Below are 16,949 nucleotides of genomic sequence, written 5' to 3' on the forward strand. Positions count from 1 at the left end.
TCTAGGATGAACCGGGCCGCACGTCGCGAGCGTGCTCCAACTTCCACCGCACAACGATGAATGCGCCTCGATGCCGACGCTGAGCTCTCTCCTCGTGCAGCATGGGGTTACCTCGATGCGGGTGGTCGAGGAGGCGATCGCCCGCCAAGTGCTCCACGGCGGCGACCTCGCCACGAACGTGCTGGAGCTGGGCGCGGTGAGCGAGCGCGAGCTCACCGCGTTGCTCGCGGAGAGCCTCGGGCTCCCGCCCGCGGTGGGCCGGCTCCGGCCCGCGTCGCCCGACGTGCTCCGGACCATCCCGGCTGAGCTCGCGGTCCAGCACCGCGTGTTCCCGCTCGACGTGCGCACGGGCGTCGACAGCGCGGCGGCGGGAGCCTCGCAGCCGGAGCCGACGCTGGTCATCGCGACGGCCGAGCCGCTCGCGCCGGCCGTGGCGGAGCAGCTGAGCTTCTCGCTGGGGGTCAACCTGCGGCAGCTCGCCGCGCCGCTGGTGCGTATCCGCCAGGCGCTCGCGGAGCACTACGGCGCCGCCCTCGAGCGGCGCCTGTCGCGGCTCGTGAAGCAGCTCGACGCGCGCGCCGAGCCGAGCCCGGCAGAGCCGGTCGAGCCCGCCTCCGCAGCCGTCGCTGCGCTCCCGCCGGAACCGGCTCCGCCGCCGGCGCCAGCCGCCGGCGCGGGTGCGGCCCCGCCGGCAGGAGCCGACCCGGTCGCGCCTGCGCCGGTCGACGCGCCTCCGCTCGCGGCGGCAGGGGCGGCTCCGGCCGCAGAGGCCGACGCGGCGTCGCCCGCGCGAGCCGACGCCGTCGCGCCTGCGGACGTCGATGCGGCGGCGCCTGCCGACGTCAACGCCGACGCCGACGCGACGTTGCCCGAGGGCATCCATCCGCGCGAGGAGACGGCGGAAGCGCGGCAGAAGAAGCGGTCGAGCATCGACGACGCTCCGACGGTCGAGGCGCCGTCCTCGATCGCTCGCGAGGAGGCGGCGGAAGCGCAGCAAAGGCGATCGAGCATCGACGATGCCCCGACGGTCGAGGCGCTGACCTCGATCCATGACGAGGACACCGTCATCGCGGAGGTCTCGCTCAACGAGGCCGTCCCGACGCCGAGGAAGCCGCCGCTCCACGAGCTGGACGACGAGCCGACCGTCGTCGCCGAGTACCCGATCGATCTGCCCTCGTTCCGCTACCTCGAGGCGCACACGCCTGGGGCAGAGGCGCTGGCCTCGCGCCTCTCCAAGGTCGCTCCGCGGCGCGGCCAAGCGGGCCCTGAGGCGCCGGCGCAGCCCGACGCCGCCGCGGCGGATCCGGGCGAGGAGACCGCGCGTCCCGGCCACCTGGCCGCGCCGCAGCGAGAGCCCGCGACGGAGCCGGCAGAGCCGACGCCGCGCTCCGAGCAGCTCGCGCCGCGCCTCGCGGCGTTCGCGGCAGCGGAGGACGCGCCCGCGGCTCCTGCGGTGGAGGCGAGGGCGCCGGCCGCGGAAGCGCCGGCGCCGCCCTCGAAGCCGCCGACGCCGCCCTTGAAGCCGATGGCGCCGCCCGGGAGGCCGGTGGCGCCGCCGGCGCCGTCCGGCGCGCGGTCGCGGGCGCCGGGCACGCACCTGTTGACCGGCTGGTTGAAGCGGGCGTCGGCCGCGCACCGCGCTCAGCAGGACACGGTGCCGCAGGCTGCCGCGTCGCACCCGCGCCTGCCCGGCGGCTCTGCGCCAGCGGCGCCCGTCCCCGCGGCCTCCGCGCCCGTGGGGCCCGCTGCGACGACGCCGGCGGAGGCCACGCCCGTGGCGCCCGCGCTCGCTGCGCTCGCACCGGCGGCGCCTGCTCCTGCGGCCTCCCCGCCCGTGGCGCTCGCGCCTGCGGCGCCCGCGCCCGCGATCTCGGCGGCGAAGGGCTCGATGCGCGAGGCGGGCCGGTCGGCGCCGACGGCGCAGCGGCGCAAGGGCCCGTTCACGCTGGCCATGGCCGAGCAGGAGCTCGCCTCGGTCGACTCGAGCGAGGCGGTGCTCGCGGTCCTCTTCGACTTCGCGCAGCAGTACTTCGAGTACACGGTCCTGTTCACGGTCCACGGCGAGCGCGCGGAGGGCCGCAACGCCGCGGGCCCTGGCGCCGAGCGCGAGCGCGTCACGAAGATCGCCGTGCCGTTCGAGCGTCCCACCGCCCTCGCCAGGGCGCGCGCGCTGCGCGCGCCGCTCGTCGCCGCGCTCGCCGGCAGCGCCCCGGACGCGGAGCTCCAGCGCGAGCTCGGCAGGAAGGTCCACGCGGCCGCGGTGGCGGTCGTCCCGATCGTCGTGCGCGGCCGCGTCGTGGCGCTCGTCTACGGTGACGACGGCGCCGCCTCGGTCGAGCTCTCCAGCATCGGCGATCTCATCGCGCTCGCCGGCGTCGCAACGACGGTGCTGGAGCGGCTCATCCTGCGAAAGAAGCTGAACCGGAGCGGCGGAGCCCAGGATACCGCGGCGTCTCCGCAGCGGTCGTCCGCGCCGCCGCACGAGGCCGCGGCGTCTCCGCAGCGGTCGTCCGCGCCGCCGCACGAGGCCGCGACGTCTCCGCAGCGGTCGTCCGCGCCGCCGCACGAGGCCGCCGCGCCTGCGCGGACGCCGTCCGCGCCGCCGCACGAGGCCGACGCGCCGCACGACGACGAGCAGGCCAAGGAGGGCCCGCTCTCCATGCGCACCCGCGCCGCGCTGCTGGAGCTGAGCAGCATGGTCCGCGCGGAGGCGCACGGGCCGACCGACGACGCACCCTCGCCGCCCGCCGCGCACGAGCCCCTCGGCGCGGGCGAGCCACAGCGAGCCAACGGCGCGGACGTCGAGCCGAACGGCCCGCGACCCCAGGGCGGCTGGTCCACGGAGGACGGGGGATCCGGGATCGATGCCGTCGCGCGGGCGTTCGGGCTCCGCGGCACGGGCGTGGAGGCCGAGCCCGTGCGTCCGGACGAAGGCGTCGCGCACGCGATGGCGTTCAGCTCGACCATCCCGCCGGCCCCGATGCCGCGCGCGTCGAGCCTCGGAACCGATCCGCAGATCCGGCTCGGCCTCGAGGCGGGCGCGGACGTCGTGTCGGGCACGGCCGTGACGGCGCCGATGATGCCCGCGGTCACCCAGCCGCTCATGCAGGCGGTGCCGGCGCCGGCTTCGCCGGTCATCGCGGCGCCGCCTTCGCCGCCGGCCATCGACGAGATCCCCGACCTCGAGATCCCCGCGGCGCCGACCCACGCGCGGCCCGAGGACTTCGATCTCGGCGAGCCCGAAGAGGCGCGGACGAAGCGGTACTCCCGGCCGCCGTGGATGCTCGACAGCTCGATCAAGCCCGGCGCCGAGGAGCAGCGGGATCACGCGCCGGCGCCGTCGTCGGTCGCCGCGCGCCCCCACTGGCGCCGCACGCCCGTCGCCGTCGAGGCCGCCGCGGTGTACCCGAGGCCCCCGTCCGAGCGGCGCGCCGCGGTCTCGACCTCTCCGGCCAGCGAGCTGCGCGCGGAGTACAGCTCGCTCGTGCAGCACGTCCTCGCGGGCGGCGAGGCGGGCCCGCGGGCGTTCGCCGAGCTCGTGCGCAACGGAGAGACGGCGATCTCGATCGTCGCGGCGCGCTTCCCCGGTCCGCTCCGGGTCGATCGCCAGCGCTTCCGCGAGCAGCTCGCCGGCCCGGACGGCGCCGCGAACGTCGCCGCCGCGCCGCCTGCCTCCCAGTGCGGGCCGCTGCTCGAGCTCATCGTCGCGATCCGGCGCCCGGCGCTCCCCTTCATGACCGTGCGGAGCGCCTCGCCCGACCCCGAGGTGCGCTTCTGGGCCACGCACGTGCTCGGCGAGCTGCCGTACCCGGAAGCCGCCAACGCGCTGCTCCCGCGGCTCTTCGACGACAACATCGCCGTCCGGCGCATCGCGGTCCGATCGGCCGCCTTGTTGATCGCGGCGCCGCCCGCGGGCGGCCCGATCCTGCAGGGGCTCGATCACATCGCGCGCGACCGCGAGGAGTCGCCCGCGCGGCGGCTGAGCGCCATCGACACCATGTCCGAGATCCGCTCCGGCTCCAGCGTGCCGGCGCTCATCAGCGCGCTCTCCGATCCGCACGACGCGATCGTCGAGGCGGCGGTCCGCGCGCTGACCGCCATCACGCGGGAGGATCTCGGCCGCGACGCGCGCAAGTGGATGGCGTGGTGGTCGAGGAACGGCGAGCGCCATCGCATCGAGTGGATCATCGACGCGCTCACGCACGAGAAGCCCGCCATCCGCCGCGCCGCCATCGACGAGCTGAAGGGCATCACCCGGGAGTACTTCGGCTACTACGAGGACCTGCCGCGACAGGAGCGGGAGGCCGCCCAGGAGCGCTACCGCGCGTGGTGGATCTCCGAGGGGCGCTCGCGGTTCCGTACCACGGGCTGACGCCTCGCCGGGCCCGCGCAGGGCAGGGAGGCGGGCGGCTCATCCGGTCGTCGGGAGCCGCCCCTCGGGCAGGTGGGTCAGGTTCGGCGGGAGATCAGACCGCGCTCGGGCGGTTCACTTGGGGGCGGCGGGGGCGGCGGCCGGCTGCACGGCGGGCGCCGGCCTCTTCACGACGTCGGCCTTGGCCGCGGCAGGCGCGGTCTCGCCGGCCTCCTTCAGGGCCTTGTCGATCAGCTTCTTGAACTTCGAGAACGGCTGCGCGCCGCTGATGAAGTAGCCGTTCACGACGAACGCCGGCGTCCCGCTGATGCCCGCCTTGTCCGCCACGGAGTTCTCGGAGTCCACGAACGCCTTGTGGGTGTTCGCGTCGAGGGCCTTCTTGAACTTCGTCATGTCGAGGCCCTGCTCCTCGGCGTACTTCTCGAGCGAGGCGCGCGAGAAGGCGTCCGGCTGACCCTGGTTCTTGAAGAGCACCTCGTGGTACGCCCAGAACCCGGCGTTGCCCTTCTGCGCGTAGGCCTCCTGCGCGGCCTCGGACGCGAGCGGCGCGTTCTTGTGCATCGGCAGCGGGCGGTGGCGCCACACGATCTTCAGCTTGTCGCCGTAGGTCTTCGAGATCTGCGCGACCGTGTCCTCGACGCGCTTGCAGAACGGGCACTCGAAGTCCGAGAAGACCTGCATCACGACCTTCGCGCGCTCGCCGCCCTTCCACGGGCTGTTCGGCGGCGGCGCGGCGATCTCCTTGCGCTCGGGCGGCGGCGGCTCCTTGCCGTCCTTGATGATCTCGGCGTAGAGGTCCTTGGCGGCGACGCCCTTCGCGAGGAGCCCCTCGGCCTTCTTGATCTCCTCGTCGACGATCGTCTTGAACTTGTCGATCGGCTGCGCGCCGACGAGCCGGCGGCCGTTGATGAAGAAGTGCGGGGTCCCGGACGCCTGCAGGTCGTCCGCGAGCTCCTGATCGGCGGCGATGCCCGCGCCGTGCTTCTTGGTGGCGATCGCGGCCTTCACCTTCTCGACGTCGAGCCCGAGCTCCTTGGCGTAGCCGAGCAGGTCCTCGTCGTTGAGCTTCTGCTGGTTCTTCCAGAGCAGCTCATACGCGTCCCAGAAGCCCTTCTCGCCCTTCTGAGCGCGGGCCTCCATGGCGAGCTCGGCCGCGGGCTCCGCGCGCTGATGGAACGGGAGCGGGTTGTTCTTCCAGACGAACCGGACCTTGTCCCCGTAGGTCTTGAGGATCTCGTCGATCGTCGGGACGACCTTGCTGCAGAAGGGGCACTGGAAGTCGGACCACTCGACGATGGTGACCAGCGCGGTGGCCGGGCCCTTCGCGGGCGCGTCGCCGACGGGCACCTTCCAGACCGTCTTGTCGTCCTCCTGCGGGCGCTCGCGCTCCTTCTGGGGCGGCGCCTTCGCCTTGTTCTCCGCGGCGAGCTTGGCATACACCTTGTCGGGCTTCGTCCCCGCGGCGATCGCGGCCTGCGCGGCCTTGAGCTGCTCGTCGATCACGGCGGTGAACTTGTCGACCGGCTGCGCGCCGCTCAGGAACACGCCGTTGATGATCGAGGCGGGCGTGCCGGTGACGCCGGACGACTTGCCGACCGCCATGTCGGCGTCGATCTTGGCCATGTACTCCTGCCGATCGTACGCCGCCTTGAACTTCGCCTTGTCGACGCCGGCCTCGCCGGCCCACTTCTCGAAGTTGTCGGGCGTGAGGCTCTTCTGGTTCTGGAAGGCGAGCTCGTGGAACTTCCAGAACGCCTTCGAGCCGCCGAGGCGGAACACGGTCTCGGCCGCGAGCGCCGACGGACGCGCGTTCTTGTGGAACGGCAGCGGGTTGTTCTTCCAGACGATGCGCAGCTTCTCGGGACCGTACTTGTCCTTGAGCTGGTTGATCGTGGTCTCGACCCGGCTGCAGAACGGACACTCGAAGTCGCTGAAGACGACCATCGTCACCGGCGCCGTCCGCGCGCCCCACACCGGGTCCTTCGACGACACGGGCACCGCCGCGTCCTCGTCGCTCCACGGCTGGCCGTCCTCGACGGCCGCGGAGATCTCATGCCCGCGCGAGCCGGCGCTCCGATCGATACTCCACATCAGCCCCATCCCTGCGATGAAGCAGAGAAGAAAGCCGACGATGGCTGTTCCCTTGTTCATGATGTTTCCTCTCTCAACGGTGGTGGAGCGCCGCCAGGCGGGCCCCTCCTTCAACGCGGGCGCGACACCAGGTGCGCGCTCGCGACAAGATCGCCAATCGTGAGCTCCCAGGGCGGCGAGCCACCCTGGGCCGAAGGAGCCGCCGCCGCGCGGCGCGGCAGCAGCCCCCGGCGGAGCGCCGGGACCGCTCTGGACCGTTCACGCCGGCGCCAGCGCCCGGCCTCCGTCGCGCGAGGCGCGCCGCCCTCGAGAGGGCGAGCCTGCGCGACGTGGGCCCGGACGAGCGCCTAACGGGCTCGGGTCAGACCGGCAAACGCTCCGGATCTCGCGGCAAGGCCGGCGCGAATCGCCCGCAGCGGGCTCCGAGAGACCACGCGGCGCGATCGGGGGCGGCCTGGCCGGCGAGCTTGCCTCATCGAGGCGGGTGGTAGACGCCCTGCGCCACGCCGGTGCGCGGCCCGCCGGAGGTCGCGAGGAACGAGAAGGCCTCCACGGGCGCGCACGGGGCAGGCAGGACGAGCTCCGGAACGAGCACCGCCTGCTGCGGCGGGCTGGAGAGCTCGCTCACAGGGCTGGGGTGACCCGAGTTCGGCCCGACCCTCGGCCAGAGATCGCCCCTGTCGCATCCAGGGGCCGCGTCGATCCGGTCGTCGGTCATCGGCAGCGTGCGCGGCGGCGCGACCGAGGAAGCGCCGCGCGGATCGCAGATGGGCGCGGCCCTCGTCTCGCCCGTCTCGTCGTCGACGCTCGTCAGGACGGTGCACGACGGCTCGTCCGGCGGCGCGACGATCGTCATCCGGTCCTCTTCGCAGACCGGAACGATCGCGGCGCGCGCTCGCAGCGGCAGGACCAGCGCCAACGCGAACGTCAGCAAGGTCATCAGGCGCTGGGCGGCGTGTCGCGACATCCCTGCCAAGGAGTAGCCGAGGCCCGAGAGGAGAGCAATGGCCCGGGCTCCAGGAGAATGCGGTGGTTCCTGGGCCCTCCTGGACGGATCCCGACGCAGCTCAGCACGATCGCCCGGGGCCGCGACTTGTCGACAGGGTGTGGATAACCCTGTGGATAACCTGGAGAGCCCCTGTGTCGAAACGGTGTGGCCCGGCGGCGGCGCCGCGGGAGCGCGGCCCGTTTCGACGCTCCAGCGCGAAGTTGGCCCACCTTGTCCTACATCCGATAGGTTCGGTTCATGGCGAACTCCTCCGCGACCGTGCCCCGCCCGGTTCTTCCGCCCTCGCATGAGCCCAACAAGAGCGGCTTCGCTGCGGACGATGTTCCCCGACCGCTCGGCCGCTACGTGCTCCTGCGGCGCATCGCTCGGGGAGGCATGGGCGAGGTGTTCCTCGCCTCCACGACCGGCCTCGAGGGGGCCGAGCGCCCCGTGGTCGTGAAGATCATCCGCCGCGAGCACGCGTCGGATCCGAGCTACATCGCCCGCTTCCTGGACGAGGCGCGGGTGCAGGCGCAGCTCCAGCATTCCGGCGTCGCGCAGGTCATCGAGGCGGACGTCGACCCGGCGACCGGGGAGCCGTACGCGGTCGTCGAGCACGTCGAGGGCCGGAGCCTCGGCGAGGTCCGGGCGCGCGCGGTGCAGCTCGGGCACCGCTTCGACTGGGCGGAGGCGGTCGCGATCGCGACGATGATCGCCGAGGCGCTCGCCCACGTGCACGAGCGCAAGGACCCGTCGGGCGCCGCGCTCGGCATCGTCCACCGCGACCTGTCGCCCCAGAACGTGATGCTCGGCTTCTCCGGCGACGTGAAGATCATCGACTTCGGGACCGCCCGCGGACAGAACCGGCGCTGCCACACGGTCGCGGGCGTCGTGTTCGCGAAGCCGGGCTACGTCGCGCCGGAGGTCGCGAACGGCGACCCGGGCGACGCGCGGGTCGACCTCTACGCGCTCGGGATCATGCTCTGGGAGCTGTGCGCGGGGCGCCGCTTCCTCCAGGGCGACGCGCAGACGCACATGGCCGCGGTCGCGCGCAACCAGAACGATCCGCCGCCGATCGCCCTCTCGCTCGGGGCGCCGCCGTCGCTCGACGCCGCGATCGCGCGGCTCACGGCCTTCGACCGGGATGCCCGGTACCCGTCGAGCCGCGCCGCCGCGCGCGGCCTCGCCGCGCTCCTCGGCGCGGCGGCCGCGCTGCCGGGCGGCGAGCGCGGCGTGCGCGCGCGGGCCGCGCACCTGATGCAGCGGCTCTTCCCGGGCGAGCCCGGGCGCTCGCGCGGCGAGTTCGCGGCCCTCGTCGCCGCCGCGAAGGCGCACCGCGCCGCGGCCGTCACGCCGGTGAGCCCCCGCGCCGAGGCGATGGCCTCGGCCGAGCGCGGCGACGAGGGCATGCTGCCGGGCACGCGCTACCGGCTGCTGCGCGAGATCGGCACCGGCGCGAGCAGCACCGTCTACGAGGCGGAGCACGTCGACCTCGGGCGCCGCGTGGCGCTCAAGGTCGTCTCCGCCGAGCACTCCGCGGCGGACGCGGTCGCGAACCGCTTCCGCCGCGAGGCGCGCGTCCTCTCGCGCCTCTCCCACGAGCACCTCGTGAAGGTCCACGACTTCGGCATGGCCGCGGATGGCCGCCTGTTCTGCGGCATGGACCTGCTCGAGGGCGAGACGCTCGACGCCGTGCTCGCCCGCGGGGCCGCGATCGACTGGCGGGACGCGCTCACCATGGCGATCAAGGTGCTGAGCGCGCTCGAGCTCGCGCACGCCGAGGGCCTCGTGCACCGGGACATCAAGCCAGAGAACCTGTTCTTGACGCGCCCGAGCGGCGCCGAGGCCTCGCCCTCCATCGCCGAGGCCGGCGTGAAGCTGCTCGATTTCGGGCTCGCGAAGTGCCTGGCCGACGACCGCGGCGAGGGCGACGGCGTCGCGGACGCGACCGGCGCGGGGGAGGGGCCGGCCCGGGCCGCGGTCGCGATCGTGGGGACGCCCGAGTACATGGCGCCCGAGCAGGCGGCGTCGGGGCGCATCGACGGGCGCGCGGATCTCTACGCGCTCGGCTGCGTCCTCTACGAGATGCTCACGGGGCGCCTGCCGTTCGTCGAGCCGAGCCTCGTCGCGCTGCTCGACGCGAAGATCAAGGGCAGCCCCGAGCGCCTCCGCGAGCGCGCCCCGGCGCGGCAGATCCCGCCGTTCGTCGACGAGCTGGTGATGCGCGCGCTGGCGCGCCACCCGAGCGTCCGCTTCCAGAGCGCCGTCGAGATGCGTCAGGCCATCCTGGGGGCGCTCGGCGCGCCCGGGCGCGCGCGCGCCCGGCGCCGCGCGGTCGGGTTCGCGGCCGTGGCCGCCGTGATGGCGCTCGCGGGCGCGGTCGTCGTGGGCAAGGGGCGCGAGATCGCGGCGCGCGTCCCCGCCGCCGCAGCGCTGCTCGACGTCGGGCGCGAGGCGGCCCCGCCGCCGGGGGAGGCGGCTCAGGCCGCTGCGCCCGGCGTCGAGGCCGTCGACGCGCCGTCCGCCGGCGCGCCGTCCGGGGCCGCGGAGGCGCCGTCCGGGGCCGCGGAGGCGCCTTCCACCGGCGCGGCGGCGCCGCCCAGCGTCGCAGCCGCGCAGGCCCTCGCGGCCGCCGCGCCGGCGCAGGCCGCCGGCACGCCCGCGGTCGCCGCCGCTGCGGCCGGTCCCGCTGCGGCCGGCGCGCCCGCGCCGGGCGCGGGGCAGGGGACCGATGCCCCGCGAGCCCTCGCCGCCCTGCCCGCCGCCGCGTCCGATGCGGCCGCGCCCCGCGCCGGGGCCGCGGCGCCCGCCGTCGCGAAGGCCGACGCCGCGAAGCCGCCCGCGAGGAGCGAGGCCGCCCCGCGCAGCCAGGCGGTGGCGGCGCGCGGCGCGGCGCCGAAGGCCGACAAGCCCGCGGCGCGCGGCCCGGCGGATCGCGCCTCGCGCGAGGTCGCGAAGCGCGAGACGAAGGCGCGCGAGCGATCGTCCTCGTCCTCGGCCCGCGAGCCGGCGGCGTCGACGCCCGCCCGCGGCGACGCCGACACGGCAGAGAAAGAGGGCAACGGGCACGAGGATCACACCGAGGCGAAGCGGCGCCGTCACAAGCGGCGGTCCCGGGTCGCCAAGGCCGAGTAAGCTGCGCCGCACGCGGCGCATTTCTCTCGCGCGCACGCTGCCGCGTTGTATACCGCGCAGCCTGCGATGGCTCAGATTTCCCTGTCCGCGCCGGGTTCGAACGCCGTTACCTCGGGCCCACCCCATCGCGCCATCCTGCGGCTCGCGCTGCCGACCGTGGCGGCGATGCTCACCCAGAGCATCGTCAACGAGGTCGACATCGTCTTCTTCGCGCACCTGCCGTGCCCCGAGTCGTCGAACGCGCAAGCGGCGCTCCTGCCGTCGCTGATCGTGCTCTGGCTGTTCGGCGGCTCGCTCAGCGCGATCTCGGTCGGCACGCAGGCGTTCACCGCGCGCCGCTTCGCCGAGCGGCGCCCCGAGGACGCGGGCGCGGTCCTCGCGAACGCCCTGTTCTTCGCGCTCGTCGCCGGCGTCGCGTTCTCCGCGCTCGGGTACCTGACGATGCCGTACATCCTGTCGGTCATCATCAAGGTGCCGGACGCGCGGCAGGCGGCGCTCGACTACCTCGGCTGGCGCCTGCTCGGGGTGACGTCGATGGCGGCGACGTTCGCCCTGAAGGCGTTCTTCGACGGGATCGGCAAGACGCACATCCACCTCGTCTCGGCCGTCGCGATGAACGCGCTGAACATCGTGCTCTGCCTCCTGCTCATCTTCGGCAACGCCTCGCTCGGCATCCCGAAGTACGGCATCGCCGGGGCGGGCATGGCGGGCTTCATCTCGACCTACGTCGGCCTCGCGATCATGCTCGCGTACGCGCTCCTGCCGCAGTACCGGAGCGTCTACCGGCCGTTCGTCTCGAGCAAGCTCTCGGCCCCGCTCACCTGGTCCATCCTCAAGCTGTCGATCCCGAGCGCCGTCGCCACCGTCGCCATCATGACCGGCTTCGGCCTGTTCTACGCGATCGCCAGCAAGCTCGATCAGGTCGCGCCGGCGGGCGTGGTCTCGCCGCTCTGCCCGGGCGGCCGCGCGGAGCCGGTCTACGGCGCGGCGACCACGGTGATCGTCGGCATCCTGAAGCTCACGTTCACCGCTTGCCTGGCCTTCGGCACGTCGACGGCCACCCTGGTGGCGCAGTCGCTCGGCGAGCGGGACGGCGACAAGGCCGCGCGCTTCGGCTGGGTGAGCGTCCGCCTGGGGCTCGCGATCTTCGGGGTCGTGGGCCTGCTCGAGGCGATCTTCGCCCCGCAGATCCTCGCGTTCGCCAGCAGCAGCGAGCTCGTCCAGGCCGCGGCGCTCCGGCCGCTCCAGGTGATGGGCATCGCCACGCCGCTCGTCGCGGTCGGCATGATCCTGACGCAGGCGCTCTTCGGCGCTGGCAACACGGTGTTCGTGATGGTGGTGGAGCTCATCCTCCACTTCACCTGCCTCGTCCCGCTCGCGTGGCTGCTCGGCATCACGCTCGGCTTCGGCCTGATGGGCATCTGGGGGGCCGGCGTCATCTACGTCGTCCTCCTCGCCGCGACGATGGTGTGGAAGTTCCGCTCCGGGGACTGGAAGAAGATCCGGCTCGACCCCCAGCGCCCGCCCGACGAGGCCGCGCTCGGTGCGGGCGGCGGCCCCGGCGCCCCGTAACCCAGGGGCGCTGACCCGCGCTCAGCGGGGGAACGCCGCGGCGTTCCCGCCGTCGACGGTCACGACGCAGCCCGTCGTGGCCTCGGCGGTGGCGAGGTACAGGAAGGCCTGCGCCACGTCGGCCGCGGTGGTCTCGCGCCGGAGCAGGTTGTCGCGGAAGTAGTCGTCGACCGAGACGTTGCGGGCGCGGGCGCGCGCCTCCAGCAGGCCCGCGCCGAACAGCGCGGTCCGGATGCGATCGGCGTTGACGGCGTTGGCCCGGACGCCGTGACGGCCGAGATCGACGGCGTACTGGCGCATGAGCGAGACGAGCGCCGCCTTGGCGACGGCGTACGGGCCGAAGTCGGCCCCCTGGTTGAACGCGCTCTTCGACGCGTTGAACAGGAGCGCGCCGCCCGAGTCCTGGGCGAGGAGCACCCGCGCCGCCGCGCGGGCGACGTTCTGGTGGCCGAGCAGGTTCAGCTCGAGCGAGGCGCACAGCGCCTCGTGCCCCTCCGACGTGTGAATCGCCCCGGAGAACGCGCGGCCGGCGTTCGACACGACGACATCGACGCCGCCGAAGTGCGCCGCGGCCTGCGCGAACGCCCGGTTCACGCTCGCCTCGCTGCGCACGTCGCAGGCGACCTTCAGGCAGCGGCCGCGGTGGCGCGCACCGAGCTCGGCGGCGGCCTTCTCGAGCGGCTCCTCGTCGCGATCGGCCAGCGCCACGTGCGCCCCCGCCGCGAGGAACGCCGCCGCGGTCGCGTGGCCGATCCCCGAGGCGGCGCCCGTCACGAGCGCGATCCGCCGATCGAGCGGGCCCCTCTGCGCCGCCCCGAGCTTCAGCTTCGCCTGCTCGAGGCTCCAGTACTCCATGTCGAAGAGCTCGAGCTCCGGGACCGGCTGATATCCGCCGAGCGCCTCGGCGGCCTCGATCACGGCGACGGTGTGCTCGTAGACGTCCGCGACGATCTCCGCCTCGGCGTGCGATCCGCCGACGCACAGCGCGCCCACCCCGGGGAAGAGCAGCACCCGCGGGAACGGATCGAGCTCGTCGCGGACGACGCCTCGCGCCGCGCAGGAGCGGCGGAAGTACTCGTGGTACTCGGCCACGTACCTCGCGATGCCCTGCTCGACGGCCGCGCGGAGGCGCGCCGTGTCGGTCACGTCGCAGCCGCTCACGACGAGCGGCCGCGCCTTCGTGCGGATGACGTGGTCCGGGGTCGCGCAGCCGATCTGCGAGACCCGGGCGACGTCGTCGCGCTCGCAGAACGCGATGAGCTGCAGGCCCGTGCGGAGCGTGGAGACCCAGGGGCGGCCCGAGGCGCGGGCGAGCGCGCCCCGCACCACCGGCCCGATGGCGGCCCGGATGTCCGGGTCCGGCGCCGCGACCGTGGGGTGCGAGACGATCGCGCTGCGCTGGGCGATGTAGCGCTCGGCGCGCGTCACGGCGTCGATCATGCGCGTGTAGCTCTCCTCGGCCGTCTCGCCCCACGTGAAGACGCCGTGCTTGTCGAGGATCATCAAAGGCGGGAGCCCGCCCTGCGCGAGGCGCCCCCGGACGAGCTCGGCGACGCGGCGGGCGAGCGCGAACCCGGGCATGACGTACGGCACGAACAGCGCGTCATCGCCGTAGATCGCCCGCACGATCTCGGCCGAGCCGGGCTGATCGATGACCGAGAGCACGGCGTCTGCGTGCGTGTGATCGACGAACTTCGCGGGGATGATCGCGTGCAGCAGCGCCTCGACCGAGGGCGTGGGGCTCGACGGATCCAGCATCTGGCCGCGCAGGAGCGCGACCATCTGCTCGTCGGTCATCGCTTCGAGCTCGCAGGCGCGCTTGAGCGGCGCGAGGCGGCACGCCGGGAAGCCGCGCGGCTCGATCGTCGCGAGATCCCACCCGCTGCCCTTGATGAAGAGCACGTCGACGCGATCGCCGAGCAGGTCGACGGCCGTGCTCTTGACGCTCGTGTTCCCGCCGCCGTGGAGCACGAGCGACGGATCGGCGCCGAGCAGGCGCGAGGTGTAGACGCGGAGGGCGAGATCCTCGCCGCAGGACGCGGCGTAGGTGTCGAGGTAGCGCTGGGCTTCGTCCTTGCTGTGGCGAGGATCCATCGACCGGCCGCCTACCCCAGCGGCGGAGGCGCCGGAAGCCCGCCGATCAGTAGCGGTAGTTCTCGGCCTTGAAGGGGCCCTCGGCGGGGACGCCCAGGTATTTCGCCTGCTCCTGCGTGAGCTGCGTCAGCTCGACCCCGAGCTTCGGCAGGTGCAGCGCGGCGACCTTCTCGTCGAGCCGCTTCGGCAGGAGGTGGACGCCGACCGTATACTTCTCCGTCCACAGGGCGATCTGCGCGAGGACCTGGTTGGAGAACGAGGTCGACATCACGAACGACGGGTGGCCCGTGGCGCACCCGAGGTTCACGAGCCGGCCGCGCGCGAGGACGATGAGCCGCTTGCCGTCCGGGAAGATGAAGTGGTCGACCTGCGGCTTGATGTTCTCCTCCTTGATCTCGGGGTTCTTCTCGAGCCACGAGATCTGGATCTCGGAGTCGAAGTGGCCGATGTTGCAGAGGATCGCCTCGTCCTTCATCGCGAGCATGTGCTCGGCGCGCACGACGTCGGCGCAGCCGGTCGCCGTGACGAAGATGTCGCCGATCGGGGCGACGGTCTCGAGGCGCTTCACCTCGTAGCCCTCCATCGCGGCCTGCAGCGCGCAGATCGGGTCGATCTCGGTGATGATCACGCGCGCCCCGAGGCCGCGCAGCGACTGCGCGCACCCCTTGCCGACGTCGCCGTAGCCGCAGACGACGGCGACCTTGCCGGCGAACATCACGTCCGTGGCCCGCTTGATCCCGTCGCCCAGCGACTCGCGGCAACCGTAGAGGTTGTCGAACTTGCTCTTCGTCACCGAGTCGTTGACGTTGATCGCGGGCACCTTCAGCTTGCCGGCGCGGTGCATCTCGTAGAGCCGGTGCACGCCCGTCGTCGTCTCCTCCGAGAGCCCGCGGATCGGGTCGTTGCCGGCGAAGAGCTCCGGGTGCTTCTCGTGGGCGATGACCGTGAGATCGCCGCCGTCATCGAGGATCATGTTGGGGCCCTTGCCGCCCTTGAAGGCGTAGAGCTGCTGCTCGATGCACCAGTCGTACTCCTCGAGGGTCTCGCCCTTCCAGGCGAAGACCGGGATGCCGGCCGCCGCGATCGCCGCCGCCGCGTGGTCCTGCGTCGAGTAGATGTTGCAGCTCGTCCAGGTGACCTCGGCGCCGAGGGCGATCAGCGTCTCGATCAGCACCGCGGTCTGGATCGTCATGTGGAGGCAGCCGGCGATGCGCGCGCCCTTGAGCGGCTGCGAGGGGCCGTACTCGGCCCGGAGCGCCATGAGGCCCGGCATCTCCTTCTCGGCGATGCGGATCTCCTTGCGACCCCAGTCTGCAAGCGTGATGTCGGCGACCTTGTAGGAGAGCTTCTTCTCAGCAGTCATGGTGTCCCTTTGCCTTTTCCGGTGAATGCGCTCGAGCGAGCGCCGCGCCAGCCGACGAGCAGCTGCCAAACGAGGTGTCGATCCGGACCTTCGCCCTGCCAGGCGGACGGCAGCCGCCGGATCTCGACGCCGGAGAGCCCGGCCTCCTCGGCCATGCGCCGGAGGTCGTCCGGCGGGAAGCCGAGCCAGATGTCCGCCTCCTGCTCTCGCAGGGCCTGATCGTGGTGCGCCTCGTAATCGAGCACGCACACCGCGCCGCCGCGGGCGTGCGCGCCGTCCTCGCCGCGGCCGGGCGCGGCCGGGCGCGCGAGCTCGACGAGGGCGCGCATCGCCCTCGCCGGCTGGGGCGCGTGGTGCAGCACGCGGGCTGCGAAGACCACGTCGGCGCCCCCGGCGAAGGCCTCGCCCGCCTCCTCCGGATCGACGCCGAGCGCGCGGGCCACGGCGCGGCGCACCTCGGGCCCGTCGAGCTCGCCGCACACGAGCTCGACGTTCTCGAGGCTGCGCCGCCGCAGGCGCTCGCCCGCGAGCTGCAGCTGGGTGCTCGCGCGATCGAGCGCGACCACGCGGTCGAAGATGGGGGACAGCACCTCGAGCAGCGCCCCGTCGCCGGTGCCCGCGTCGATCGCCAGGCGGCGGTGGGGCAGGAGCGGCGCGAGCGCGGCGAGGTAGGCGGCGAGCTCGGACGGCGGCCCCGACCGCAAGGGGCGCCCGCCGCGGGCGAAGAACTCGCGCGTCTCGGCGTCGCGCGCGGCGAGCACCTCCTCGACGCGCGCGAGCGTCCCGTCGGCCGCGCACGCGCGCTGCCCAGCGCGCACGGCGTCGTCGACGACGGGGTCGCTCGTGGCGCGCGGGTCGAGGCGGAGCAGCGTCCACGTCCCCTGGCGGCGGGCCAGCAGGATCCCCGCCTCGCGGAGCGCGGCCGCGTGGCGCGAGATCTTCGGCTGGCCCTCGCGGAGCAGCTCGGCCAGCTCGCCGACCGCCAGCTCCTCCGCCGCGGCCAGGCCGAGGAGCCGCACCCGCACCGGATCCGACAGGAGCCGGTACAGCTCGCAGCGCGCGACCGCCTCCATCGGCTGGGCAGGGATCTCTGTCACCGTGACCACGGCTCATGTATATGCGTCGATGCGCATAGGTGCAAATAGAATGTTCGCGGGCGTGAGCGCGCCCGCGGCGGCGCAGGCCGCTGTGGCAGCGAGGCCGCTGCGACGGCGCGCTTGGGCGAGCGGTGGCGCCAGGCTGCCTCGGCGAGCGGCGATGAGCGGGCCTACGGCAGGCGAGCTCTTCCGTAGGTAGGCTCGCCCACCGACTTCATTCCACTTGCTCTGGATTTC

General features: G+C 73.7%; 8 protein-coding genes. 3 read left to right on the forward strand and 5 right to left on the reverse strand.

Annotated features, from left to right (window positions below; genetic code table 11):
- Positions 1–70 precede the first annotated feature (70 nt).
- Complete coding sequence (locus WMF26_RS17870) at positions 71–4,372, forward strand: hypothetical protein (RefSeq protein ID WP_438001300.1); 4,302 nt, start codon at positions 71–73, stop codon at positions 4,370–4,372.
- A gap of 114 nt (positions 4,373–4,486) precedes the next feature.
- Here the strand turns inward: WMF26_RS17870 and WMF26_RS17875 are convergent, their stop codons facing one another.
- A complete protein-coding gene (locus WMF26_RS17875) occupies positions 4,487–6,523 on the reverse strand; it encodes a DsbA family protein (protein ID WP_438001301.1) in 2,037 nt (678 codons plus the stop codon).
- A gap of 412 nt (positions 6,524–6,935) precedes the next feature.
- Positions 6,936–7,403 (reverse strand): hypothetical protein, encoded by a 468-nt coding sequence (locus tag WMF26_RS17880; RefSeq protein ID WP_438001302.1) that lies wholly within the window; start codon positions 7,401–7,403, stop codon positions 6,936–6,938.
- Between the two features lie 306 nt (positions 7,404–7,709).
- On the opposite strand from WMF26_RS17880, the gene WMF26_RS17885 reads away from it, so the two are divergent.
- Positions 7,710–10,586 (forward strand): serine/threonine-protein kinase, encoded by a 2,877-nt coding sequence (locus WMF26_RS17885; RefSeq protein ID WP_438001303.1) that lies wholly within the window; start codon positions 7,710–7,712, stop codon positions 10,584–10,586.
- 66 nt (positions 10,587–10,652) lie between these two features.
- Complete coding sequence (locus tag WMF26_RS17890) at positions 10,653–12,158, forward strand: MATE family efflux transporter (protein ID WP_437338218.1); 1,506 nt, start codon at positions 10,653–10,655, stop codon at positions 12,156–12,158.
- A gap of 21 nt (positions 12,159–12,179) precedes the next feature.
- Here the strand turns inward: WMF26_RS17890 and WMF26_RS17895 are convergent, their stop codons facing one another.
- From WMF26_RS17895 to WMF26_RS17905, 3 genes are read right to left on the reverse strand one after another with little or no spacing between them, the layout of a single operon-like run.
- The gene (locus WMF26_RS17895; protein ID WP_438001304.1) at positions 12,180–14,252 is read right to left on the reverse strand and encodes a bifunctional aldolase/short-chain dehydrogenase; all 2,073 of its coding nucleotides are present in this window, start codon (positions 14,250–14,252) and stop codon (positions 12,180–12,182) included.
- 46 nt (positions 14,253–14,298) lie between these two features.
- Positions 14,299–15,615, reverse strand: coding sequence for an adenosylhomocysteinase (gene ahcY / locus WMF26_RS17900; protein WP_061621932.1), 1,317 nt, complete (start codon positions 15,613–15,615; stop codon positions 14,299–14,301).
- Positions 15,612–16,721 carry an ArsR/SmtB family transcription factor gene (locus tag WMF26_RS17905; RefSeq protein WP_438001305.1) on the reverse strand — a complete coding sequence of 370 codons (1,110 nt, stop codon included), beginning with the start codon at positions 16,719–16,721 and terminating at the stop codon, positions 15,612–15,614. The genes ahcY and WMF26_RS17905 overlap by 4 nt, the downstream gene beginning before the upstream one ends.
- Positions 16,722–16,949: the final 228 nt, after the last annotated feature.

The sequence above is a fragment of the Sorangium sp. So ce185 genome, assembly GCF_051526825.1.
GTDB classification, from domain to species: domain Bacteria; phylum Myxococcota_A; class Polyangia; order Polyangiales; family Polyangiaceae; genus Sorangium; species Sorangium cellulosum_D.